Below are 23,001 nucleotides of genomic sequence, written 5' to 3'. Positions count from 1 at the left end.
CGGCGCACGCTCAGATGAGTCCCAACCGGCGTGCCGTTTGGACGGCCTCCGCGCGGCTCCCGACATCGAGCTTGCGATACAGGCTCTTGTTGTAGGCCTTGATGGTGTTGATCGACAAGAACAGCGCGGCGCCGATCTCGCGTTGCGTTGCCGTGCCGGGCAACATCCGCAGGATCGACATCTCACGGTCGGTGATCTCTTCGAACAGGGCGCCCTGATCGGCCGCGGCACGGACCGCTACTCGGCCGACCCGCGACTCTGCCTCCTCCAGCCAGCCGCGCACAAAAGGTGCGATCGGGTCGTTCTCAGCGGTCTCGCGAGCGCGCACCAAGGTCTCTTGCGCATCGCGACGATGTCCGGTCGCCAGGTCCACGTCGGCGTGGAAGATGAGGCCGAGGACGATGTACGTCGGGCGGGATGACAGCCCAGCCAGCGTCAGGCCGGTTGCCAGCTCTGTCACCGCCCGGTCCAGGTCACCGCGCTGGTACGAGCGGCGCCCCTGGACGAGCCGCACGAGCGTCGCGACCTGCGCTGTCGGGGCAGTCCCCCAGTCGCGTTCTGCCGCGTCCACGACGGCACCCGCCTCCTGGAGGAGGCTGTCGAGCTCTTCGTCGCGCGCGAGCGCCAGCAACGCCAGGCTCAGCTGGCTCGCGACCTGGAGGGCACGCTCGACCGACCAACCGAACTCCTCTCGCCGACGCCACGACTCCGCCAGGAGCCCGGCCGCATCCGCGAAGCGACCGTCGAGCACGTAGGCGCGACCCAGCGCAGCGAGTGCTTCCGGGTTTTGGTCGTTGCCGGCGGCAGACTCCATAGCCACCGCGCGCTCGCAGAGTTCAACCGTGCGGGCCGCCTCCGACGCCGGAGTGCCCAGAACACCCCGTAGCGCCAGGACTCCGGCGCGAGCATCACGCCAGCGCTCGCTGACGACGGTGTCCGGCTGAAGCTGCTGCTCGCACACGTCCAACCATGCAGCCACCCGCTCGACGTGCCCGCTGACGTCGGCCGCATACGCGAGAGTCAGGGCCAGATGAGGACCGACGGCGGCCTCCGGCAGCCGTTCGCCGAGTTCGAGGTAGGCACTCCCCCAACCACGCTCCAGGAACCACGGCAACCGGGGCGTCAGCAGATCGGACGCCCTGTCACTATCCCCCGCACGCAACAGATGTCGAACTGCGTCGTCGACCCGGTCGTGCGCCTCGAACCAGCTCGCCGCTCTCCGCAGCACGTCCCGCTCGTCCTGGCGCGACTGCGGCAGGCCGGCCCGGAGTAGCGCGTCACGCAGCAGGTGATGACACCTGTACCACTCGTGCCCACCGTCGAGCGCCACGACAAACAGCTCGGCCGATTCCAGCTCCGCCAACACTGCCGCGGACCCCTCGACGGCGAGCGCCGCGTCGCAGAGCGAACCTGAGAGGAACTCCAACGGGGCCGCCCTGACCAGCAGATCGCGCTGTGCGGGCTCCAGAGCCGGCAACACCTCCTGCTCGAAGTAGTCGAACAGATGCCGTTGGTCGCCCACCACGAGCCCATGGTCGGGCCCGCCGCGCAACGCGAGGCCCGCGAGCCTGAGGCCGGCTGCCCAGCCCTCGGTGCGCTCCCACACCGCAGTAGCGGTGGCGACGTCGATGGCCGACTCCGAGACCGCGGTGACCATCGCAGCCGACTCGTCGAGGTTCAGCCGCAAGTCGTCGGCACGCAGCTCGGTGAGCTCGCCTCGCACCCGCATCCGGGCCAGCGGGAGCGGCGGGTCCGCGCGACTCCCGATCACGACTCGCAGCGTCGGGGGCAAATAGGCGAGGAGGAACTCGAAGCTCTCGTGGACGTCCCGATCGGAGATGACCTGGAAGTCGTCGAGCACCAGGATGTGCTTCGTCGACGACGCAGCGAGCTCGTTGAGCAGGACAGGCAGCGCGTGTGCCATTGGCCCGTCGCTCGATGCCAGTAACAGGTCGTTGGCGGCCGGGCCGACTTCGTCGCTGACCTGTGAGAGAGCCGTGAGTATGTAGTTCCAGAAGCGGATGGGCTCGTCATCACTCTCGTCGAGCGACAGCCATGCGACTCGCGCGCCGCTGTCGTCGGCTGACGCCCACCGGCTCAACAGACTGGTCTTGCCCCATCCCGCCGGTGCCACGACGACGGTCAGCTTCGTCGTCGCATCGCGAAGCCGGTCCTCCAACCTCGAGCGCGCAATCATCCCCGGATGTACCGGCGGAATGAGCTGCTTCACCGACAGCAACGGTGTCGGACGCGAGCCCAGGGCCATGGCACCCCTACCTCTCGCTCCGGAGCGCATCGAGTCTGGCACCCCGGGTGGCACTGCCTCAAGGGTGCTGTGCCGACACCCGGGTCGGAATCACTCTCGAGCACATGACATCGACGAAACTCTCCCCGGGCAACCTGCAACGTCGGCGGCCGTATGAGTCTGCCGCCCATGCCGCCCATGCCGGAACGAGCGGCGCCATGAGAGCGGTCATCTACGAAAGGACCGGCGGCACAGAGGTTCTCTCCGTGGTCCACCGTCCCCAGCCCAGGCCCGGCCCGGGCGAGGTCCTCGTCGAGGTCGCCGTCTCCGGCGTCAACCCGACGGACTGGAAGGCTCGTCGAGGTCCCGGGGAGCTGACCATCCCTCAGGTCCCTCACCATGACGGTGCCGGGACGGTCAAAGCGGTCGGACCCGGTGTCGAACGACCAATGCGTGGCGATCGGGTCTGGTTGTGGGACGTCGCGTTCGATCGCCCGAGCGGCACCGCACAGGAGCTCGTCGTCGTGCCCGCTGCACACGCTGTGCCCATGGCGGACGCCGTGTCCTTCGACGTCGGAGCGTCCCTGGGTATTCCGGCGCTCACCGCGCACCGCTGCCTCACCGCGGGCCTCGACACCCCCGAGCAGCTCAGCGAGAGCGCCCTCAAAGGGCGCAACGTACTCGTGGCAGGTGGGGCCGGGGCCGTGGGCCACGCGGCGATCCAGCTCGCTAGCTGGGCGGGTGCAGCCGTCATCAGCACGGTCAGCTCGCCTAGGAAGGCGCAGCTCGCGGCAGCCGCCGGCGCCCACCGGGTCATCGATTACTCGCAGGTCGACGTCGCAACAGCGGTCAGGTCGGTCGCGCCACTCGGTGTCGACCTCATCGTCGAGGTGAATCCCAGCAGCAACCTTGCCCTCGACATCGCAGTCGTCGCGCCTAACGGAACTATCGCGATCTACGCATCCGACGGTCCCGACCTCGTGCCGTTCCCCATCCGAGCGGCCATGCTCAAGAACGTACGAACGCAGTTCGTACTCACTTACACAACAACCACCAGCCAGAAGACCGCTGCCGTGCAGTCCGTCGCTCGGGCCGCAGACGCGGGCGTCCTCGAAGTCGGCGAGGACGCCGGCCTGCCGCTGACGCGCTTCCCACTCAACCAGACCGGCGCAGCTCATGACCTCGTGCAGTCGGGCTTTACTGGAAAGGTCCTCATTGACGTGCCACCACTCACCTGAGGAGCCAACTAGCCGAGGACCGAGCAGGTGCATCGAGAATTTCCGTGCACCGGCCGCTTCGGTGTCTGGCCCCTTGCACATGGCGTCCACGGTTGAGGGGCGCTCTGGCCACCAGGACATCACCGACGCGCAGGGTGCGCGCAAGGAGGGCGCCGAGCATTGGTCGTCACATCGCCGGGAGTCCCAAGCCTTGCCGGATCAGGGCGTCGGCTCCTTATGAACCAGCGCTCATCGGACACAGCACCCATCCTCTCCAAGTACGCGCTACCCACCGGCTGCTGTCCTGCGCGCCTGATCAGTTTGCTGGATGCCAGCGCTGATTGAGCCCGGCCTGCATGCGGATGTGCCGCGACCGGCGCATCATTTCGCCGCCTGTAGGGGTGTTTAAACAACCGGATCTGCCGAGATCCGGTCGTCACCCACATCGCCAGGCAGCTGCGCATGCAGTAGCAGAAACGGAACCCAACCGGCCTCCGGCGTATCCAACTCCGGAGGCCGGCCGTTCGTTCGTTTCGTCGTCAGCGTCCGGCGAACTCGCTCGCGTTGGGCTCGTCCGCGGGTGAAGGCCCCGCGACGCGGACGTCAGTCGAAGCCGGCTCGTCGCTGGCCTCAACGACCAGGTTCGGCAGAACCCGGTTCAGCCAGACTGGGAGCCACCAGTTCGCCTTCCCCAGGAGTGCCATGGTCGCGGGAACGAGCATCATTCGGACGACTGTTGCGTCGAGGAGAATCGCTACGGCGAGTCCGAGGCCAAGCATCTTCAGAGACGGGACTGGGCTGAAGATGAAGCTCGAGAAGACCGCGACCATGATGAGGGCTGCCGAGGTGACCACCCGCCCAGTGCCAGCCAGACCACGGGCGACGGCCTCGGTGTTGTCGCCGATGCGGTCGTACTCCTCGCGGATGCGTGAGAGCAGGAACACCTCGTAGTCCATCGACAGCCCGAACAGGATCGGGAACATGATGACGACGATGATGGACGTGATGGGGGTCGGTCCGTCGAGGCCGAGGAGCTCGGCCCCCCAGCCCCACTGGAACACCGCGACCATGACGCCGTAGGCGGCACCGATGGACAGCAAGTTCATCACTGCCGCCTTGGCCGGGACGGCGATGGACTGGAACACGAGCATCAGCAGCAGGAACGACACGGCGATGACGGCGCCGATGAACAGCGGGAGCTTCGCGGAGAGCTGGGCGTTGAGGTCGTCGGTGACTGCGGTGATGCCGGAGATGTAGACGTTGCCGGGGATGGCGTCGCGGACTCGGTCGATGGTGGTCGAGGTGTCCGGGTCGGCCGGGCCGGTGGTCGGGATGGCGGTGAACACGACGGTGTCGCCGTCCTCGGAGGTCTGCGGGTCGCTGACCGCGACGATGCCGGGCACCGCAGCGATGTCGTCGGCTACGGCCTTCACGCCGGCAGCATCGACGCCAGTGGCTGCGAGGTCGACGACGACCAGCAGGGGTGCGTTGATGCCTTCGCCGAACCCGTCGGTGAGCAGGTCGTAGGCCTGTCGGTGGGTGGTCTCTTCCGGGGCGTCACCAGCGGCGGGAAACGCGGTCTGCATAGACAGTGCCGGGGCGGCGATTGCGCACAGGACCGCGACGGAGCCGAGCAGATAGGGCCACGGGCGGGCGGACACGCGGTGCCCGAAGCGCCACCACGCGGTTTCCTCGGCGGCCTTCGCGGTGCCGCGGCGGCCGATGCGGCCCTTGTCGATGCGGTCGCCGAGCAGGCTCAGCAGCGCGGGAAGCAGGGTGGTGGCGGCTACGACTGAGGAGAAGACCATGAGTGCGGTCGCGAGGCCGATAGAGGTCAGGACGCCGACGCCGGTGATGGCGAGTGCGGAGGTGGCGATGACGACGGTGCCGCCGGCGAACACGACGGCCGCACCGGAGGTCCCCATCGCGGCGGCGAGGGCTGCCTGGTTGTCGTAGCCGGCGTTGCGGTTCTCGCGGTAGCGGGCGACGACGAACAGGGCGTAGTCGACGCCGACACCGAGTCCGACGAGGCCGGCGACGGGGATGGCGGAGACGGAGACGTTCATGACGCTGGCCATGAGCGTGATGCCGCCGATGCCGGCGCCGACTGCGACCAGGGACAGGCCGATGGGCAGCACGGCGGCGACGAAAGTGCCGAACACGACCAGCAGGACGAGGAGGGCGACGAGGAGCCCGATGCCGACGTGGCCGGAGCTGGAGTCCTCGGCGTTCAGGAACACCGCGTCGCCGCCGAGCTCGACTCGCAGGTCGGAGCTGTCGAGCGCGGCGACGCCGTTCGAGAGTGTGGTGAACGCGGGCTTCCCCATCTGCCGCTCGGGTACGTCGAGGGTCACCTGCGCGTAGCCGATGGTGCCGTCCTCCGACACCGTGCCGGCCTGGAACGGGTCGGTCAGGGACGCGACGTGCTCGAGGTCGTTGACCTGGTCGAGGACGGTGGTGACGGCGGTCTGGTCCTCGGTGAGGGTGGTGCCTTCGGGGGCCTGGAACACGACGAGGGCGGTGCCCTTGGCGGCATCGGGGAAGTTGTCGTTGAGCAGGGTCAGAGCGCGGTCGCTTTGGCTGCCCTTGGCGGAGAAGTCGTCGGCGAAGGTGCCGCCGGCAGCGGCGGCGAGCGCGAAGAGGGCGACCACGGCGAGGACCCAGCCGGTGATGGTGCGCCAGGGGTGTCGCGCGCTGGCCATCGCCACGGCGCGGGTGAATCGGTTCATGGTCGTGCCTTCCAGGTGCGGTGCGGACGGTGGTGCTCTGTTGGGCTGTGAACCTAGGAACCGATGTGGTGAGCGGTCGTCACCACACGTGGTGACCCGGGTGGTGATCTGTCACCGGCCCGCGGACCGTGCCTGGGCGAGGTTGCGCACGTGGGACGTCCCCGGTCCCGAGATGGAGAACCGGGGGCGCCGGATGCCGGACCAGTGAGTCGCCCCGACGTCGGGACGGGCGCGCACGGGGACGACGGCCCGCCCCGACGCGAATGGGGCGACTGAGCCAGGCGCTGGCCACGCGCTGGCCAGCTGCGGCTCAGGCGCCGGCGCGGCGGGCGAGGAGCCGGCCGCGGGCCTTGTGAAGGCGGGGCATCAGGCCGTAGATGACGATGGGGACCGCGATGGTCGCGAGGACGAAGGTCCGCAGGACCGGGTTCGTGTCCTTCAGCGACGGGCCGATGGTCAGGTTCAGCACCGTGAGGGTCGGGAAAACCGCAATCCAGATCATGAGGGCGAGCTGGTGCTTCGAGGGCGGTCCGACGACCGGAATCGGTCGGGCCGAGCCAGCTGGGTTCGTGGCCTGATTGGGGGCGTGGTTGGACATGGCGATGCTCCTTCGGAGTCGTGGTTGTACGCCGGGCCAGCAGGGGGCGCTGGTCCTGGTCGTGTGCGGCCGGTGGCGGCGCGTTCTGGGGTGGTGGGGTGGCGGATTGACCTGGGGTCAGCTGACGGGGAGGCCGTGGCGGAAGTTGGTGACCGCGATGGGGAGGTCCTCGTCGACGAGGTCGTTGTTGATGGCGATGGCGGCCGCTGACCCTTCGCCGGCGGCGGTGATGACCTGGGCTCGCGGGTTCACGGCGTTTCCGGCCGCCCATACGCCTGGGACGCTGGTGCGTCCGGTGGTGTCGACCGTGACCCAGCCAGCGGGGTTGGTGGCGCAGCCGAGGTCGGCGAGCAGCGTGTCGTTGGGGACGAACCGGGGTCGGACGAACACCGCTGAACGCGGGACGACGTGTCCGCCGGCGAACTCGACCCCGCTGAGGCGGTCGTCCTCGATGACGAGTCGGGTGACCTTCTCGGGCACGAAGCCGACGGCGCGGGCGACGAGCTGTTCGCGGGCCGCGGCGCTGACGGCCTGCCCGTTGGCGAAGAACACGATGTCGTCGGACCACTGCCGCACCAGGTGCGTGTGGGCGAGCGCCTGCTCGAGGGTCTTGTTGTCGCCGTCGGCGTCGGCGAGCACACCGAGGGGTTGGTCGCGGACCTCGTAGCCGTGGCAGTACGGGCAGTGGAGGAGGTCGCGTCCCCACCGCTCGCGCACGCCGGGTACGTCCGGGATCTCGTCGCGGAGACCAGTGGTGACAAGGACGCGGCGGGTGCGCAGCTGGTGGCCGTCCTCGAGGGTGACGATGAACGCCTGGCGTTCGCGGACGCTGGTCTGCTCGCACACAGTGATGGCTGCGGCGGTCCCCGAGACGAGGTGGCCGTCGTATCCGGCGACCTCCTCGCGGCCGGCGGCCAGCAGCTCGACCGGCGGGAGTCCGTCGGATCCGAGGAACCCCTGCATGTGGGCGGCGGGAGCGTTGCGGGGCTGGCCGGCGTCGACGACGGCGACGCGGCGCCGAGCACGGGTGAGGACCAGGGCCGCGGAGAGTCCGGCGGCGCCGCCTCCGATGACGGCGACGTCGTACTCGGCAGCGCCGGCATTGCTCGCGGTCGCGGAAGGGCCGGTGTTGGTCTCGTGCTCGTTCATGTCTGCAAGAGTGCTCCCCGGGTTCCGGTTTCAACAACGTTTGTTGCCGATTCTGGGAATCAGGCGTTCCATGGGGCCATGCCAACGCCCAAGCCGAGATTGCAGACCGCGACCGAGTCCGAGTCCGCCGACCAGCGGGACCCGGCAAACGCAGGGGGCGTCATCGCGGCCGCGCTGGACCGGGTCGGCCCGCGGCTGCGACGCGTGCGCGAGGAGCGGGGACTCACGCTCACCGAGGCATCGGAGCGCACGGGCATCTCGAAGAGCACCCTGTCGCGGCTCGAGAACGGGCAGCGACGACCGAGCCTGGAGCTGCTGCTTCCGCTCGCGCAGACCTACCGGGTCCCCATAGACGACCTCGTCGGCGCACCGGAGGTCGGCGACCCCCGTATCCGGCTCAAGCCTCGTCGCGTCAACGGCCGCACCGTGCTCCCACTGACCCGGCCGGGTGGCATCCAGGCGTGGAAGATCGTCATCCCTAGGACCCAGTCCGAGCCGAACCCACGCACCCACGACGGCTTCGAGTGGCTGTACGTCCTGTCGGGACAGATGCGGCTCGTGCTCGGCGACCAGGACCTCGTCCTCGGCATCGGCGAAGCAGCCGAGTTCGACACCCAGGTGCCGCACTGGTTCGGGTCCACCGGCGACGAGCCGGCCGAGGTGCTGAGCATCTTCGGCCGACCTGGCGAACGGATACACCTTCACGAGCAACCCGAATGAGGCTGCAGTTGAGGACCGGTGCTGGACCGTCGGGCTGCCCTACGCTCGATGAGTCGAGTCGTGTTCGACGCACGGGGAGGAGGCGCCGATGGCCGACACGCTGGTAGAGACGAAGCTGCTTCTGCCCAGGGTGCGCCGCGATACCGTCGCGCGCCCACGCCTCCACGACCTCCTCGACCGGACCCTGGACGCCCCGGTCACGGTCGTCTCAGCACCAGCCGGGTTCGGCAAGACCACCCTGCTCAGTGCACGGGTCGCGAGCTGGCTCGCTGCGCCGGTCGAGGCGGGCGATGCACGGACGGCCGCATGGGTGTCCCTCACTGACCGTGACCGGCAACCGGGGTCCTTCTGGACGTACGTCCTCCACGCCATCGACCGTGCCGCCCCGGGCTCGGCCGCGGCAGCGCTCGCGCTCATCCAGAGCGGACAGGCACCCATCGAAGCGGCGCTCGCGAGCGTCGTGAACGAGCTGAGCGTGCACCCGGGCGAAGTCACGCTGGTACTCGACGACTACCACCTCGCCGACGGTCCCGACATCGCCAAAGCGATGACGTTCCTCGTCGAGCACCTGCCGGGGCAGCTGCGGCTGGTCATCAGCACCAGAGCAGACCCGGCCCTCCCACTGGCGCGACTGCGGGTGCGCGGCGAACTCGTTGAGGTTCGTGCGGCCGACCTCCGATTCACCAGCGAGGAGGCCGCGGCGTACCTCAACGACCTCCACGGCCTCGGCCTGACTACCGACGACGTCGCCGCCCTTGAAGCGCGTACCGAGGGCTGGGCGGCGGCCCTGCAGCTGGCGGTGCTCTCGCTGCGCGACCGCCCTGACGCGTCCGCGTTCATCGCCGGGTTCGCCGGCGACGACCGGTTCGTCGTCGACTACCTCGCCGAGGAAGTCCTAGGCCGGCAACCCGACGACGTGCGCCGCTTCCTGCTCGACACCTCCGTCCTCGAACGACTCACCGGCGCCTTGTGCGACGCCGTCAGCCCCACCCCCGACAACCAGAGCGGGCCGGGTGGCCGAGCGATGCTCGACCTGCTGGAGCGGCAGAACTTGTTCGTCGTCCCCCTCGACGACCACCGCCGCTGGTACCGCTACCACCACCTGTTCGCCGACGTTCTCCACGCACACCTACTCCAGGAACGACCCGACGACGTTCCCGCTCTCCACGCCCGGGCCAGCCGCTGGTACGCCGCGAACGGGCACACCGAGGACGCCATCCGCCACGCCCTCGCCGCCGGCGACACCGCGACCGCGGCCGACCTCGTCGAACTGGCCCTCCCGGACCTGCGACGCGACCGACGCGAACACGACATCGTCGCGTGGGTCACTCAACTACCCGCCGACCTGCTCCATCAGCGCCCTGTGCTCGCTGTCGGGCTCATCGGTGCCCTGATGGCCAGCAACGACTTCGCCACCGTCGAGGAGCGCGTCCACGACGCCGAGCAGCTTCTCAATAGGCCAGCGTCCGGCCTGGTGGTCGTCGACCACGTCGAGCTCGAGCGTCTTCCCGCTGCCCTCAGGGTGTACCGAGCCGGGCTGGCGTTAGTCGGGGGCGACCCTGCGGGAACCGTCGCGAGCGCCGAGGAGGCGCTCGCCCTGGCGATCGACGGCGACCACCTCACCATCGCGGCCGCGTCCGGGCTGATGGGCCTCGCGTTCTGGACCACCGGCGACGTCGTCGCCGCCCACCGCGCCTACACCGCCGCTGCCAACGGTCTCACCCGCGCCGGGCACATCGCCGACGTCCTCGGCTGTTCGCTGACCATCGCAGACATGGAGCTCGCGCTCGGTCGCCTCCGCGACGCCGAGACCACGCTGGAACGCGCACTGGCCCTCGCCGAACAACACGAGGCTGGCGGCACGGCTGTCATGCGCGGAACCGCCGACATGCTCGTCGCCCTTAGCCGTATCGCCTGGCACCGCGACGACCTGTCCGCCGTCACCGACCTCCTTCGACGCGCGGACGACCTCGGGGAGCCGGCCGGGCTCCCGCAGAACCCGTACCGGTGGCGCGTCGGGATGGCTCGCCTGCGTGCCGCCGAGCGTGACTGGTCGACCGCACTCGAGCTCCTCGACGACGCTCAACGGGTCTACGTCGGCGACTTCTCGCCCCCGGTTCACCCCATCCATGCCACACGGGCCCGTCTCCTCGTCGCATCCGGAGATCTCGACGGCGCCCGGGCCTGGGCACGCGAGCACCAGGTCGGCGCCGACGACGACCTGAGCTACCTGCGCGAGTACGAGCACCTCACGCTGGCCCGGCTTCTGCTCGCCGAGCACCGCGCGACCAGTGACCCCGCGATGCTCGAGAAGTCCAACAGCTTGTTGGACAGGCTCTTGGACGCCGCGGTGGCGGGCCAACGCAACGGAACCGTCCTCGAGGTCGAGGTCCTCCGAGCCATCGGCTACCGGGCCGTCGGCGACCACGAGAAGGCCGAGGTGTCGCTTGCTCACGCGGTTGAGCTCGCCGAGCTGGACGGCTGGCCACGGTTCCTTCTCGACGCGCACGGCCTCACCGGCGCCCTCCAAGCCCTCCTCGAGCAGCGACCCTCGTCGGAGTTCTTGCGACGGCTGGTTGCCGGGCGTACCCGCCAGGAGGAGCCCACGCCGCAGCCGACGGGGCGACCGCAGGCGCCGGAGACGCTGCTCGACCCGCTCAGCGACCGCGAGCTCGACGTCCTACGACTGCTCGGTTCCGATCTCGATGGCCCCGCCATCGCCCGCGAGCTCGTGGTCTCCCTGAACACCGTGCGGACCCACACCAAGCACATCTACACGAAGCTCGGCGTGAACAACCGCCGCGCCGCCATCAGCCGGGCCCACCAGCTTGGCCTGCTCACGCGCTCTGCCCGCACCTGAGCCGCCGCTGGAATATCACCACCCCGGTCACCACATGATGTGAAGACCGCTCACCCTGCCCGTTCCTAACGTGCTTGACATGAACACGCACAACCCCAGCCGGTACGAGATCCGCCTCCAAGGGCGCCTCCACGAGCGCTGGGCGGTCTGGTTCGACGACATGACCATCTCCGCTGAGCCCGATGGCGTCACTCTCCTGCGCGGTGACGTCGCCGACCAGGCAGCCCTTCACGGCCTCCTGACCCGACTTCGCGACCTCGGGCTCCCGCTCATCTCCGTCACGCCGGTCGACCCCACCGAAGGGTCGACCCTCGGCATTGGGGTGGACCCGTGAGCCGCCTCGTGCCGGTCGGGCTCGTCGCTCTCAGCGCCGTCCCGCTCACCGCCGGAACGCTGCGCCTGGTTCAGCTCGCCGGCGGACCCGACCTGATGCCGGCCGACGACCGGTTCTCCGGATTCCCGGTCGCCCTCGTCGCGCACATCGTCGGCGCAGCCGTCTACGCCCTGGTGGGTGTGCTCCAGTTCGTTCCACGGTTTCGGCGGCGCCACATGACCTGGCACCGGCGAGCCGGACGCGTCCTGGCTGCCGCTGGGCTGCTGGTCGCCGGGTCGGCGCTGTGGCTCACGCTGTTCTACCCGCCCCAGCCCGGCACCGGGAACCTTCTGTTCGTGTTCCGGCTCGTCGTAGGCACGAGCATGGTCGCCGCGCTCGTGCTGGGCGTCCGAGCCGCCCGCAGCCGTGACATCACCTCTCACCGTGCCTGGATGATTCGCGCTTACGCCCTCGGTCTTGGCGCCGGCACGCAGGTCTTCACCGAAGGCCTTGGCGGTGCCGCGTTCGGCACAGGCGAGGTCGCCGGTGACCTCGCCAAAGCAGCTGGCTGGGCCATCAACCTCGCCGTCGCCGAATGGGTCATCCGCCGTCCCACCCTCCGTCCGTCAGGAGTACTCGCATGAGCACCGACACCCGCCGCCCCGAAGCCGCGACACCTTCGCCCGTCCTGAAGCACGTCGTGCGCACCGAACGACTCACGCTTCGGTCCGCGACAACCAGCGATACCGACACCACCTGGACGTTTCGGCAGCTGGAGTCCGTCAACGAGTGGCTCACCGGCTGCCCACCCGACCTCGACGGTTACCGCGATCTGTTCAACGACCCGGAGCGTCTCGCCTCCACCGTCATCATCCAGCTCGGTCACGACCACGCCGCGTCGGTCATCGGTGACTTCATGCTCCGCCGCGAAGACGCCTGGGCACAGCTCGAGATGACCGACCAAGCCAAGGGCACCCAAGCAGAGCTCGGCTGGGTCCTCGACCCCGCCTACGCCGGCCGCGGATACGCCACCGAAGCCGTCCGAGCTCTCCTCCGCTACTGCTTCGACGACCTCGGCGTACGCCGCGTCGTCGCGAACTGCTTCCTCGACAACGACGCGTCCTGGCGACTGATGGAACGAGTCGGGATGCGCCGCGAGACCCACGCCATCGCCGAGTCCCTCCACCGCTCCGGCGTCTGGCTCGATACCGTCGGCTACGCGCTCCTCGCCAACGAGTGGAAGCCATGACCCGCTGACCCGGTTGCCCGACTCGCGCTTGGCCCTGGGCATCAGTGCATGTGCATTTGACCGCCACCGCCGGACGTGAGCCCGGCGGGCATCCGGACCGCGGCGAACACGGCGACGAGGCCGGCCATGACCGCTGCCCCGATGAACCCGGCCGAGTACGCGTCAGCTGCGCCGGTAGCGGTGGCGAGCGTGCCCGCAGAGGTGGCCACCGCGGACAGCGCAGCGACACCGAGCGCTCCGCCGAGCTCGTGGCCGGTCATGAGGAATCCCGAAGCGACCCCGGCGTGCGAGGCGGGGATGCCGGCCATGGACGTCACTGAGACGGGAACGAACACCATGCCGATGCCGAGCCCGAGCAGGACCAGCCCCGGCAGGACGCCGTTGGCCAGGCTCGACTCGGCGTCGGCTGCCGAGAGCCAACCGGAGGCGAACACGGCGGTGAGGAGCCCGGTGGTGGCGATGCTGCGCGGGGAGGCGTGGGCCAGCAGGTGCTTGGCGACGATGGTGCCGACGGTGAGCGCGAAGGCGAACGGCAGGAACGCGAGTCCGGTCTCCAGTGCCGAGTAGCCGAGGACGGTCTGGAGGAAGATCGAGGTCAGGAACACGGCCCCGACCAGGACGCCGGACACGCCGAGCATGACCACGGTGCCTGACACGAGTGACTGGAGCTTCCACACGTGCGGCGGGAACAGGGGCTTCGCGGCCCGGTTCTCGAGCCGAAGGAACACCGTGAGCAGGACCGCGGCGGCGGTGAACGCGACGAGGGTGTGGGCCGAGACCCAGGCGTGGGTGCTGGTGCCTGCGATGCCGTACACGAACGCTCCGAGGCCGGTGACGACGGTCAGGGCGCCGGGGATGTCGAAGTCCCGCAGGTTGGGTCGCGGCGTGGTGCGTGTGTCCTTAGCGATGATGCGACTTCCAGCGAGCAGGGCGACGACGCCGATGGGGACGTTGACCCAGAAGATCGCCTGCCAGCTCGCGGCAGTCGTCAGAGCACCTCCGACGAGGACGCCGGCGGCGACGCCGAGGCTGCCGACAGCTCCCCATGCGGCGAGGGCGGTCCTGCGCTGGCCGCCGGCGTAGTGGGTCGTGATGAGCGACATCGCGGACGGGGTGAGGAGTGCTGCGCTGAGCCCCTGGACGGCGCGTGCGGCGATGAGCTGGTTCCCGGTCTCGGCGAGCCCGCTGACGGCGGACGCGGCAGTGAACAGGACCAGGCCAGTCAAGAACACGGCGCGGCGTGAGAGCAGGTCGGCGATGCGGCCACCGAGGAGGAGTCCGCCGCCGGACATCATCAGGTAGGCGGTGACGACCCACTGGAGCTGGCTGCCATCGAGGTTCAACGAGTGGCCGATGGACGGCAGGGCGGTGTTGACGACGGAGATGTCGAGGACGACCAGGATCTGGGCAGCTAGCGCTACGGCGAGCAGTGCCCACGACCTCCTGGGGCCGTCAGGTTCGTGGACGGCGCCGTCTGCTGTGCCGTGGGGGTCGGGGTGGGCGGTGTGTGACATCGGTACTCCTCGGGTTGGGTCGGTCTGCGCAACGGTCGTGCGGGGCGCGCCGGGAGACGCGTCATGAACGGGTACGGCGGGGCAGGGCTACGGCGTGGCCAGTGGCGTGTGGGTGCGGGCGGCGGAGATGACTGCGTTGATGGCGCGCACCGACTCGGCGGCGGGCCCGGTGTCCTCGAGAAGCCCGACGTGGGTCGAGGTGATGGTGCGGTGGGTGTGGTTGGTCGACAGGTCGGCGAGCTGGTCCTGAGCCGTCGCCCAACCCTCGGTAGAGGTGGTCTCCGACGCGGTGAGCACCACCAGCGGGCGGTCGTTGAGTGTCGTGAGGGTGCGGGCCTGGGCGAAGACGTCGAGGAGGACCGACTGTTCGTCGCGCAGGTTCCGGGCGCTTCGCGGTGACGCGGTGAGTGCCTCGACCTGGCGGGCAGCGGTCGGCGGTAGGTGGGACGGCGAGACGGCCAGTCCGGCGAGGCCGAGGCGAGCCAGGGTCGGCGTGAGGGCCCCGACGCGGCGCGTCACGGAGTACTCGCGATCGAACGTCGGCACCAGGGTCGGCTGCTCCGGGCTGGAGCTGTCCTGGAGCACCATCCCGGCGACCTGGTCGGGGTAGCGGGCGGCGTACGTCATGGCGTACGTCCCGCCGGTCGAGTGCCCTGCCAGCACGTACGGGCCAGAGACGCCGGCAACGTCGAGCAGTGCGTGCAGGTCCTTGGCGGCCGCGACTGCGTCCTGTGGGTGCGAGACGTCGTCGCTCCATCCCTGGCCGGCTCGGTCGTAGGCGCAGATCCGGGTGGTGGTGCCGACCTGGTCGGTGATGCGAGCCCATGACGCGGAGACCTCGCCGAGCCCGTTGAACAGCACCACGGTCGGGCTGCCCTGACCGCGGCAGTCGAGGTGGAGGCGGTGCCCACCGACCTCGTACAAGGTGCCCGGTGCGGCCGCGTAGATGTCCTGGTCGGCGCGGAGGTGGAGGTTCTCGTATGTGGCGCCGAGTGCTGCGGCCACCAAAACTGCGATGACTGGGGTCAGGAGCCAGGCGCTGCGGCCGGGGTGCGAGCGCCGCATCTGGGCGAGCATCCACACCGCCAGCACCAGGACGGCGGGAGGCCACACCCAGCTCAGGGTGGCCATGCCGTCGTCGCCTGGCCGCAAGACCAGAAGGGAGGCACCCGCCGCGCCCATGACGGCGGCCGGGGCGAGCGCCCAACGCTGCGGCCGCTGGGTGTGGCGTGTCGTGAGCAGCGCTACGAGGACCCAGCCGAGGCCGAACGACAGCAGGACCGAGGCGGTGATGACGGCTTCGGTCGCGCCGGCGAACACGACGAGGGTGAGGACCAGTGCCATGGCGGCGCCGGCAGCCAGTCCCGCGGCGACGAGTCGACCCACCGGTCCCGAGCTTGGAGTCACTGTGACGGCCGCGTCGCTGAGATGGACGCGGTTCTCGCCGGAACGGGAGCTTGGTCCGGTGTTCAGTCGGGTGCTGATGCCCATGTCGGTCTCTCTCGCAGTCAGGTGGTGTCTCTCGTCGAGCCTGGCTGCGAACGCGTGCGCTCACCCCGGTCAGATGGCCGGGATTCGACGAGGGCCTTCTCCCGGCGCCACCGGTCGCGGACCGCTGCTGACCACCAGCTGGGGCCACTCACGGCGGCTCGGTCGCCGGTGGCTGTGGCAACCCTGGTCATCTGACCGGGGTGACGAGCACGCGAACCGGCCACCCTCGGAAGCGGCACATCAGCCGTCGAACCTGGAGGTCAACATGAAGGCGCTCACCCAAGACCGGTACGGAGCTGCGGACGCGATGGAGTTCCGCGACGTCGACATGCCGGAGCCGAGCGAGGGACAGGTCCGTGTGCGCGTCGTCGCGGCGGGGATGGACCGGGGCGCGTGGCACTTCATGACCGGTGAGCCCTACCTGATGCGGGTCCTGGGTTTCGGGTTCCGCGCTCCCAGCGTCGCGGTACCCGGGACCAACTTCGCCGGCGTCGTCGAGGCCGTCGGCCCGGGAGTCGACACGTTCAAGCCGGGCGACGAGGTGTATGGCGCCACCCGTGGAACGTTCGCGGAGTACGCGGTCGCGTCGGTCGAGAAGATTGCCCCGAAGCCGGCGCAGCTGACGTTCGAACAGGCTGCGGTCCTGCCGTACCCGAGCTTCGTTGCCTTGCAGGCGTTGCGCGACATCGGCCACGTCCAGCCGGGACAACGAGTGCTCATCGTCGGTGCGTCCGGCGCAGTGGGCACGGTCGCGGTCCAGCTCGCTGTCGCGTTCGGCGCCACGGTGACCGGGGTGTGCAGCGCCAAGCACGCCGAGCTGGTGCGCTCACTGGGCGCAGGCGAGGTACTCGACTACTCGAGGGACGACTTCTGTGACGGGTCGCAGCGATTCGACCTCATCGTCGACATCGGTGGCCGGACGCCGGTCGGGCGGCTGCGTCGCGCCCTGACACCGGCGGGAACGCTGGTGATGCTCGGCGGGGAGGGCGACCGTTGGGTCGGCGGGATTCAGCGACAGCTGTGGGCCAGCGTCCTGTCGGTGTTCGTCTCCCAGAAGCTTGTCGCCTTCGTGGTCAAGGAGAACGCGAAGGAGCTGCTGTTCGTGAACGAGCTTGTCGCCGCTGGGAAGGTCGCCCCCGTGGTCGGGCCGAGTTTCCCGCTCTGTGACGGCGCGGAAGCCATCGCGTCGTTCGAGACCGGTCGAGCATCAGGTCGAGTTGTCATCGTGCCCTGACAGCGCGACCACCCGTCGGACCGGCACCGTCGGCCGAGCTCAACCAAGGTCGAGCTGGGCGAGCTCACCGCGAGAGCTGATACCAGCCTTCGCGAACACGTTGCGCAGATGGAACGCGACTGTTCTCGGCGACACCCAGATCTGGGCGGCGACGTCCTTGTTCGACAACCCCGTCGACACCAGCTGGGCAACCTTCAGCTCCATCGGCGTCAGGTCGACCAACGTGGACGGATCGCGCTTGCGGGCTGTCTCGCCCGAGGCACGCAGCTCGGCGTTCGCGCGCTCGGTGAGCGGCACGGCGCGCAGGTCGGCGAACGTCTCCGTCGCTCGGCGCAGGTGTTCGCGAGCATCAACTCGACGTTGGGCGCGTCGCAGCCACTCGCCGTACGCAAGGTGTGTGCGTGCTTCGTCGAAGGGGCGCCCAGCGGTCGCGTATTGAGCCAGCGCTTCGCGGAACAGGGTGTCCGGGTCGTTGGCGAGCCCGTCCGCGCCCATGTCAGGGGGCGAGTCGGTCTCGGAGGCCGTCTGGGTCGTCATGGCTCGGCCGTACGCGACCGCGCCCAACGCCCAGGGTCTGCCGGTCGCGTCCGCGAACGGTGCGAGCTCGTCCACCCAACGCCGGGCCGTGTCGATGGCGCCTGCGCGGACCGCGGCGTCGGTTCGGTCTACGGCCGCCATCCGGGTCAGGGCCGGCACGCGGAGCCGGGACAGGTGGTGAAGGGCACCAGACGCATCTCCCGCGTCCGCAGCTCGCGCGCCCTTGGCCCAGCGGACCAGGTCGTGCACCGGGTCGCCCAGGATGCCCAACGGGTAGGTCGCGGTGGCTTCGTCGACCTCGGTGAGGAGGGTGTCGAAGTCGTCTCCGGCCTGGCGTGCGGCCAGCAGTGTGAGCCAGGCGAGAGCAGGTGTCCGCAGCTGCCGCTGACCGACGGTTTCGGCCAGGTTGAGTGCCTCCTGGGCGCTACTGCGGACTGCGGGCCAGTCGCCGGCAACCAGGTATCCGAAGCACAGACGGTGCAGGGCGTAGACGACCGTCAGCACCGCCCCGGTGTCGCGTGCCCGGGACAGGGTCAGCGCGTAGAAGTGTTGCTGCGCTGCGTCGGCGCCGAGTTGGAGGGCTGCGTTGCCCAGGTTGCCGAGCACGTCGAGGTCGACAACCTCATCTCCGGCCTCAAGGCCCACGTCGAGGGCGCTGGTAGCTCCGGCCCAGTCGTGCTCGGCGGCCAAGGTCATCGCGACGAATAGCTGCTTCAGGACCAACGTGCGGGGATCGTTGCCTTCGACCGGCTCGGCGTCGACGTCACAGTCGGCCAACCGCGCGCCGCTGTCAGCGCCATAGGTCCGCATGATGGCCGCGGCTACCGCCATCTCCAGTGCCTTCGGCTGGTCGAACGCGCTGACCGTTCGTGCGGTCTCGACGAAGATCCGGTGGGCGTCGACCGCGGAGCCGAGGTTGACCTCGACACGGCCGAGGAGGCGTGCGATGTCGGCGAGCAACACCGGGTCCACGGCCGACTGGCGCGCGGCCAGCGCGAGCGTCCGCGCGTGTTCGGCTTGCCCGGAGGCCCAGGCGTTGCGGGCGGCCGCGAAAGTGAGCGCCGCCTGTTGCGCGGAGTCGGTCGTCAACGCTGCCGCACGCTCGTAGGCAGCCAAGGCGGAGGCGTACGCGCCGCGGCGAGCCGCGCGGGCTCCCACGTCCTGAAGCGCCGCGACCAGTTTGAGGTCGGGCCCTTCGGCCGCTGACGCTCGATGCCACGTCGCCCGGTCAGCGTCACCTGCGACGGTCAGGGCGTCGGCGAGTGCCAGGTGTACGGCGCGACGTTGTGTCCCGGTCGCGGCCTGGTACACCGCTGAGCGAACCAACGGATGCCGTACCCGCAGCGTCTGTGCGTCGGCGACCAGGAGCCCCGATGCGACCGCTTCCTCCACAGCCTCCTCGGCGACTCCGAGAGCGCGAACGGCCCTCCGCACCGTCGTCAGGTCGCCGGTGTCGTCGGCAGCCACGACCAGGAGGGCGGTCTGTGTCGGCGTTGGCAGCGCGCGGCTGCGGTCGAGGAACGCGGCCTCCACGCGCGACGACAACGGCAGCTGCTCAGGCAGCGGCGCAGCACCCTCAAGCTGGCTAGCGGTCAGAGCTGGTGGGAGCTCGAGCAGTGCGAGCGGATTCCCGCCGGTCTCCTGAACAAGGCGGTCAGCCACGCCTGGTGCGAGCACCCCGCCGACGCGCTGCCCCAGCAGTTCCCGCGATGCGTTGTCCTCGAGTCCCGTCATGACCAGCTCGTCGAGACCACCCGGATGGAAAGACCCCGCGTCATCCCGGAGAGAGAACACAAGAAGGACGCGGTCGGCGCCCAGCCGACGGGCGCAGAACAGCAGCGCGTCCGACGTCGCGGCGTCGAGCCAGTGTGCGTCCTCCACGACACACAACACCGTCTGCTCCTCGGCCGCAGCGCTCAGCAGAGACAGGGTCGCCACCGCGACGAGGAACGGTTCAACTGATGGGCCGTCCTCCTCGCCGAACGCGACCCGCAACGCCCGTTCCTGCGGCGCCGGAAGCCCTTCGCGCAACCGGGTCAACGGCAACAGGAGCCGGTGTAACGCGGCGAACGCCAACGGCGCCTCCGCCTGCACGCCCTGGGTGCGCAACACAGTCACGTCACCAGAGGCTGAGACGAGGTCCTCGACCAGCGCGGACTTCCCAACACCCGGCTCGCCTCGGACCACCACACAGCGTGCGGCCCCGTGTCGCGCCTGCTCGAGAAGGTCAGCCAGGTGCGCGCTCTCGCGGTGACGGCCGACCAACACTCCGCGAACCTACCCCCGGCGTCGGCCCAAGACCCTCGAATCGAGGCGCCTTCACCTCGAACCCGGCCATCTGACCGGGGCGAGCACCCAACGACTCCACCAGCCTGGGGCTGCCCACTCAATCGACCCGCAGGAGAGCACCAGATGCCCGACACCGCTCCCTCCAACGACCTGCCCACCTCTCGTCGCATCGGGTTGCTGCTGTTCGACCAGGTCGAGGAGCTCGACGCGGTCGGCCCTTGGGAGGTCCTCGCGTACTGGACCCTCTCCCATCCCGAGGACGGGTGGAGCATCACGACCTTGTCCGCTGACGGCGGTCCGGTGACTGGTGCGAAGGGCCTGACTCTGGGCTCCCACCACTCGTACGCGGATCTATCCGACCTCGATGTCCTCATCCACCCCGGCGGCTGGGGCACGAGCAGACTCCTCGAGGACCAAGACCACCTCACCTGGGTACGCACCCAGGCGGCCAACGTCCCGCTCATGACGTCGGTGTGCACCGGCAGCCTCGTCTACGCAGCCGCCGGACTCCTCATCAACAGGCCGGCCACCACCCACTGGGCCTCACTCAACCTGCTCTCCGAGCTCGACCCGACCATCGCCACCGACGTCAACGCCCGCTACGTCGACGACGGCGACATGATCACGAGCGCCGGCGTCTCCGCCGGCATCGACATGGCTCTCCACCTCGTCGCCCGCCTGGCCGGGACGGAACGAGCCCGCGAAGTGCGACGAGGCATCCAGTACGACCCGCAGCCGTCGATCTGACCGCTCGCGCGACCGGCCGGCTCAGAGCGTCGGCGACGCCGAGGTCGAAGCGATGGTCATGAACCGCAGCGGCTACTCGCTGACTGAATGTGTCCCTTTCGCCTGAGTTTCGGGGTTCTCAGAGTCACGCCGGGTGTGGTTCCGCAACATGAATCGGTGACCTACCCACCGCCGCTATCTGTGGCAGCCTGACAGGGCACACCTGTCCGCGCCTGGATGAGCTGGGCTCGTAGAGCCAACCGTCACCCCGCACCACGAAGGGGCCCTGGGCCGGAACCGATGGAAGACCACCGGACGATGGCGGTCGGACGGCAACCAAGAACCGCCCCCGAGTTGGTGGCGCCAAGGGAACCGGTGTGACCCGAAAGGACACACTCAGTTAGATCTCAGACGGGGCCAACGGGCTTACGGGACGGGCCGTCCGATTACGATTGCTTAGCCCGGTCAGCCGATGCCCAAAGATAACTGGATGACGTCGGACGCTGGAGAAGCGGCGCAGGCAAAGCATCCGGATCTGCCGCGATCAGCTGGTCCGGATCTGCCGATATTGGGCGGTTCACGAAGAAAAGATCGGCTTCTCCACGAGGATGACCGAAGCGCGATGAACGGGAGTGGCCAGGTTGTTCAGGGAGCACCAGTCGGCGGTCTTGCGAGAGCGGTCCGCAACCTTTGAGGTGGAGCACAGCGTCATCGTGTTGCGCACGTGGGATGACCTGCCCATCGGCGTCGCCCCGATGGACGAGAACACGTTGGTGTCGGTGCCCGAGGAAGAGTTGACGAGGTCAGACGTCTGGGTCCACACCGCTGATCAGTTCGGACCGTTCGAGGTGACCACGCGTCTCCTGGACGGCGCGCCGTGCGCACCTGGCCAGGAATGGGAGGACGTAGTCGAGTTCTCGATGGACGCCCCGGGGCTGGTGAACGCGACAGAGATGGTTTGCAACGAACCGCAGCCATGACTGAGTCGACCAGCAGGACATCCTCGCCGAGGTAGGACGCGGACGGGCCTCGGTCACCGACGCGTCGGACCCAGTTCCACGACCGCACGATGCCCTCGGGCTTGACGATCTCGAGGAACCTCCATCGGATCGCTCCCGGATCGCCGCTCAGCTGGTCGGGGTGCTGGTGGGCGTACGCCCACGATTCGGCACCGACCTCCAGCCTGATCCCACCCGTGTAGCTCCAGGTCGGCGGAGGGAGCCACATGCTGCTCCACGAGGGCAGGTATGTGCACAGCTGGGCGAACATTCGGCGGCGCGTCCCAGGGATCGTCCGCTCCACCCGCACCGAGCCGACGCCACCGGACAGCGCCCGCGCTCCTTGCGCGCGGGTGGCATCGCGGCCGACGCGGGCCGCGGCCGCCAACCCTGCCTCGGCCTCGGGGATGACCTGTTCAGGCGGCGGTCTCAACGTGTCCGCGGCGTGCGGGCTCGTCAGCCGCACCACAGTCGGTTCACCCAGCGCGGCAGGCCACGCCTCCAGCAGATACCACTCGATCGGCGCCCCCGTCGTCCGGGTTGTGATCTAGTTCGTCATCCCCACCTGCGCCGCGACCGCGGGCGCTGACCCGGACTCGGTACTTGCCCGGTTCCTCGATGAGGACGAGCAGTCACCCTCAAGGAACGAGAGGGCGACGGTGAACCGTGGACCACGATCACAATCAATCACGACGGACTGCCGGTGAAATGGCTCGAAGACATGGAGACCTACTGGGGATACCAACTCTCCATCGCTCACCACCTCAAGCTCGGAGTCAGGCAGTAGCCGGCGTTGTTACGGCTTGACGGAGTACTGACATGCCGATGTGCGGTCTATTGACCTACAGGCGCGTACGGCTCCATCGACTGCCCACGGCGGTTCGTTCGGCTTCCACGTCGACGTCCAGGTCGAGCACCTCCGCCAGCGTCGGGTCATCGCCGACCGGATGACCGATTCCGACGACCCGATAGAAGGCCGCGTCGTCGGGATGTCCTGCGCCGCAGAGGAAGCACCAATCGCCATCCTCACGACTGACGAGGAGCACGGGCTTCTCGCGGTCGAAAACCTCGATGCAGACATACGACTTCAGGTTCGCTGGAATGCCGCGAACGGCGAGCGAGTCGGTCACGA

Annotated in this window: 17 protein-coding genes; 9 read left to right on the top strand and 8 right to left on the bottom strand. The window is 69.2% G+C overall.

Going from position 1 to position 23,001, the window contains the following annotated elements; translation table 11 throughout:
* Window positions 1–10: 10 nt before the first annotated feature.
* The gene (locus ASC77_RS07435) at window positions 11–2,230 is read right to left on the bottom strand and encodes a helix-turn-helix transcriptional regulator (RefSeq protein ID WP_200952351.1); all 2,220 of its coding nucleotides are present in this window, start codon (window positions 2,228–2,230) and stop codon (window positions 11–13) included.
* 233 nt (window positions 2,231–2,463) lie between these two features.
* Here ASC77_RS07435 and ASC77_RS07430 point away from each other — a divergent pair, with 233 nt between their 5' ends.
* Window positions 2,464–3,483 carry an NADPH:quinone reductase gene (locus ASC77_RS07430; RefSeq protein WP_056150619.1) on the top strand — a complete coding sequence of 340 codons (1,020 nt, stop codon included), beginning with the start codon at window positions 2,464–2,466 and terminating at the stop codon, window positions 3,481–3,483.
* A gap of 518 nt (window positions 3,484–4,001) precedes the next feature.
* On the opposite strand, the gene ASC77_RS07425 is transcribed toward ASC77_RS07430, so the two are convergent.
* The 3 genes from ASC77_RS07425 to ASC77_RS07415 form a co-directional block, all read right to left on the bottom strand.
* Entirely contained in the window at window positions 4,002–6,191 is a 2,190-nt protein-coding gene (locus tag ASC77_RS07425; protein WP_082574563.1) for an MMPL family transporter, read from the bottom strand.
* A gap of 310 nt (window positions 6,192–6,501) precedes the next feature.
* On the bottom strand, window positions 6,502–6,789 hold the full coding sequence (locus ASC77_RS07420; protein ID WP_235547534.1) for a hypothetical protein: 288 nt from the start codon (window positions 6,787–6,789) through the stop codon (window positions 6,502–6,504).
* Between the two features lie 117 nt (window positions 6,790–6,906).
* Window positions 6,907–7,938, bottom strand: a complete 1,032-nt coding sequence (locus tag ASC77_RS07415) for an NAD(P)/FAD-dependent oxidoreductase (protein ID WP_056150617.1) — start codon at window positions 7,936–7,938, stop codon at window positions 6,907–6,909.
* 78 nt (window positions 7,939–8,016) lie between these two features.
* Between ASC77_RS07415 and ASC77_RS07410 the strand changes: the two genes are divergently transcribed.
* The 5 genes from ASC77_RS07410 (at window position 8,017) to ASC77_RS07390 (ending at window position 13,080) form a co-directional block, all read left to right on the top strand.
* Window positions 8,017–8,658, top strand: a complete 642-nt coding sequence (locus tag ASC77_RS07410) for a helix-turn-helix domain-containing protein (protein WP_082574562.1) — start codon at window positions 8,017–8,019, stop codon at window positions 8,656–8,658.
* Between the two features lie 88 nt (window positions 8,659–8,746).
* Window positions 8,747–11,518, top strand: coding sequence for a LuxR C-terminal-related transcriptional regulator (locus tag ASC77_RS07405; protein WP_056150615.1), 2,772 nt, complete (start codon window positions 8,747–8,749; stop codon window positions 11,516–11,518).
* 79 nt (window positions 11,519–11,597) lie between these two features.
* On the top strand, window positions 11,598–11,852 hold the full coding sequence (locus tag ASC77_RS07400; RefSeq protein WP_056150646.1) for a hypothetical protein: 255 nt from the start codon (window positions 11,598–11,600) through the stop codon (window positions 11,850–11,852).
* On the top strand, window positions 11,849–12,475 hold the full coding sequence (locus tag ASC77_RS07395) for a DUF2306 domain-containing protein (RefSeq protein WP_056150613.1): 627 nt from the start codon (window positions 11,849–11,851) through the stop codon (window positions 12,473–12,475). The genes ASC77_RS07400 and ASC77_RS07395 overlap by 4 nt, the downstream gene beginning before the upstream one ends.
* Window positions 12,472–13,080, top strand: coding sequence for a GNAT family N-acetyltransferase (locus ASC77_RS07390; RefSeq protein WP_056150610.1), 609 nt, complete (start codon window positions 12,472–12,474; stop codon window positions 13,078–13,080). The genes ASC77_RS07395 and ASC77_RS07390 overlap by 4 nt, the downstream gene beginning before the upstream one ends.
* A gap of 41 nt (window positions 13,081–13,121) precedes the next feature.
* On the opposite strand, the gene ASC77_RS07385 is transcribed toward ASC77_RS07390, so the two are convergent.
* Both ASC77_RS07385 and ASC77_RS07380 read right to left on the bottom strand, forming a co-directional pair.
* Window positions 13,122–14,594 carry an MFS transporter gene (locus ASC77_RS07385; RefSeq protein WP_056150608.1) on the bottom strand — a complete coding sequence of 491 codons (1,473 nt, stop codon included), beginning with the start codon at window positions 14,592–14,594 and terminating at the stop codon, window positions 13,122–13,124.
* An 87-nt stretch (window positions 14,595–14,681) separates the two neighbouring features.
* On the bottom strand, window positions 14,682–15,980 hold the full coding sequence (locus ASC77_RS07380; protein WP_056150606.1) for an alpha/beta hydrolase: 1,299 nt from the start codon (window positions 15,978–15,980) through the stop codon (window positions 14,682–14,684).
* A 370-nt stretch (window positions 15,981–16,350) separates the two neighbouring features.
* Here ASC77_RS07380 and ASC77_RS07375 point away from each other — a divergent pair, with 370 nt between their 5' ends.
* Window positions 16,351–17,319: an NAD(P)-dependent alcohol dehydrogenase gene (locus ASC77_RS07375; RefSeq protein ID WP_056150604.1), complete on the top strand. Its 969-nt coding sequence runs from the start codon at window positions 16,351–16,353 to the stop codon at window positions 17,317–17,319.
* A 39-nt stretch (window positions 17,320–17,358) separates the two neighbouring features.
* On the opposite strand, the gene ASC77_RS07370 is transcribed toward ASC77_RS07375, so the two are convergent.
* Window positions 17,359–20,124: a helix-turn-helix transcriptional regulator gene (locus ASC77_RS07370; protein WP_056150602.1), complete on the bottom strand. Its 2,766-nt coding sequence runs from the start codon at window positions 20,122–20,124 to the stop codon at window positions 17,359–17,361.
* Window positions 20,125–20,268: 144 nt separating this feature from the next.
* On the opposite strand from ASC77_RS07370, the gene ASC77_RS07365 reads away from it, so the two are divergent.
* Both ASC77_RS07365 and ASC77_RS07360 read left to right on the top strand, forming a co-directional pair.
* Window positions 20,269–20,892: a DJ-1/PfpI family protein gene (locus ASC77_RS07365; RefSeq protein ID WP_056150600.1), complete on the top strand. Its 624-nt coding sequence runs from the start codon at window positions 20,269–20,271 to the stop codon at window positions 20,890–20,892.
* A 674-nt stretch (window positions 20,893–21,566) separates the two neighbouring features.
* Entirely contained in the window at window positions 21,567–21,851 is a 285-nt protein-coding gene (locus ASC77_RS07360; RefSeq protein WP_156390985.1) for a hypothetical protein, read from the top strand.
* Between the two features lie 860 nt (window positions 21,852–22,711).
* On the opposite strand, the gene ASC77_RS07355 is transcribed toward ASC77_RS07360, so the two are convergent.
* Window positions 22,712–22,999 (bottom strand): hypothetical protein, encoded by a 288-nt coding sequence (locus ASC77_RS07355; protein WP_056150596.1) that lies wholly within the window; start codon window positions 22,997–22,999, stop codon window positions 22,712–22,714.
* Window positions 23,000–23,001 lie beyond the last annotated feature (2 nt).

Origin of the sequence: Nocardioides sp. Root1257, from assembly GCF_001425175.1 — a bacterium.
Taxonomy (GTDB): Bacteria; Actinomycetota; Actinomycetes; order Propionibacteriales; family Nocardioidaceae; genus Nocardioides.
The sequence above is the reverse complement of the archived record's forward strand: the minus strand, read 5'-3'. Positions and strand labels throughout refer to the sequence as shown.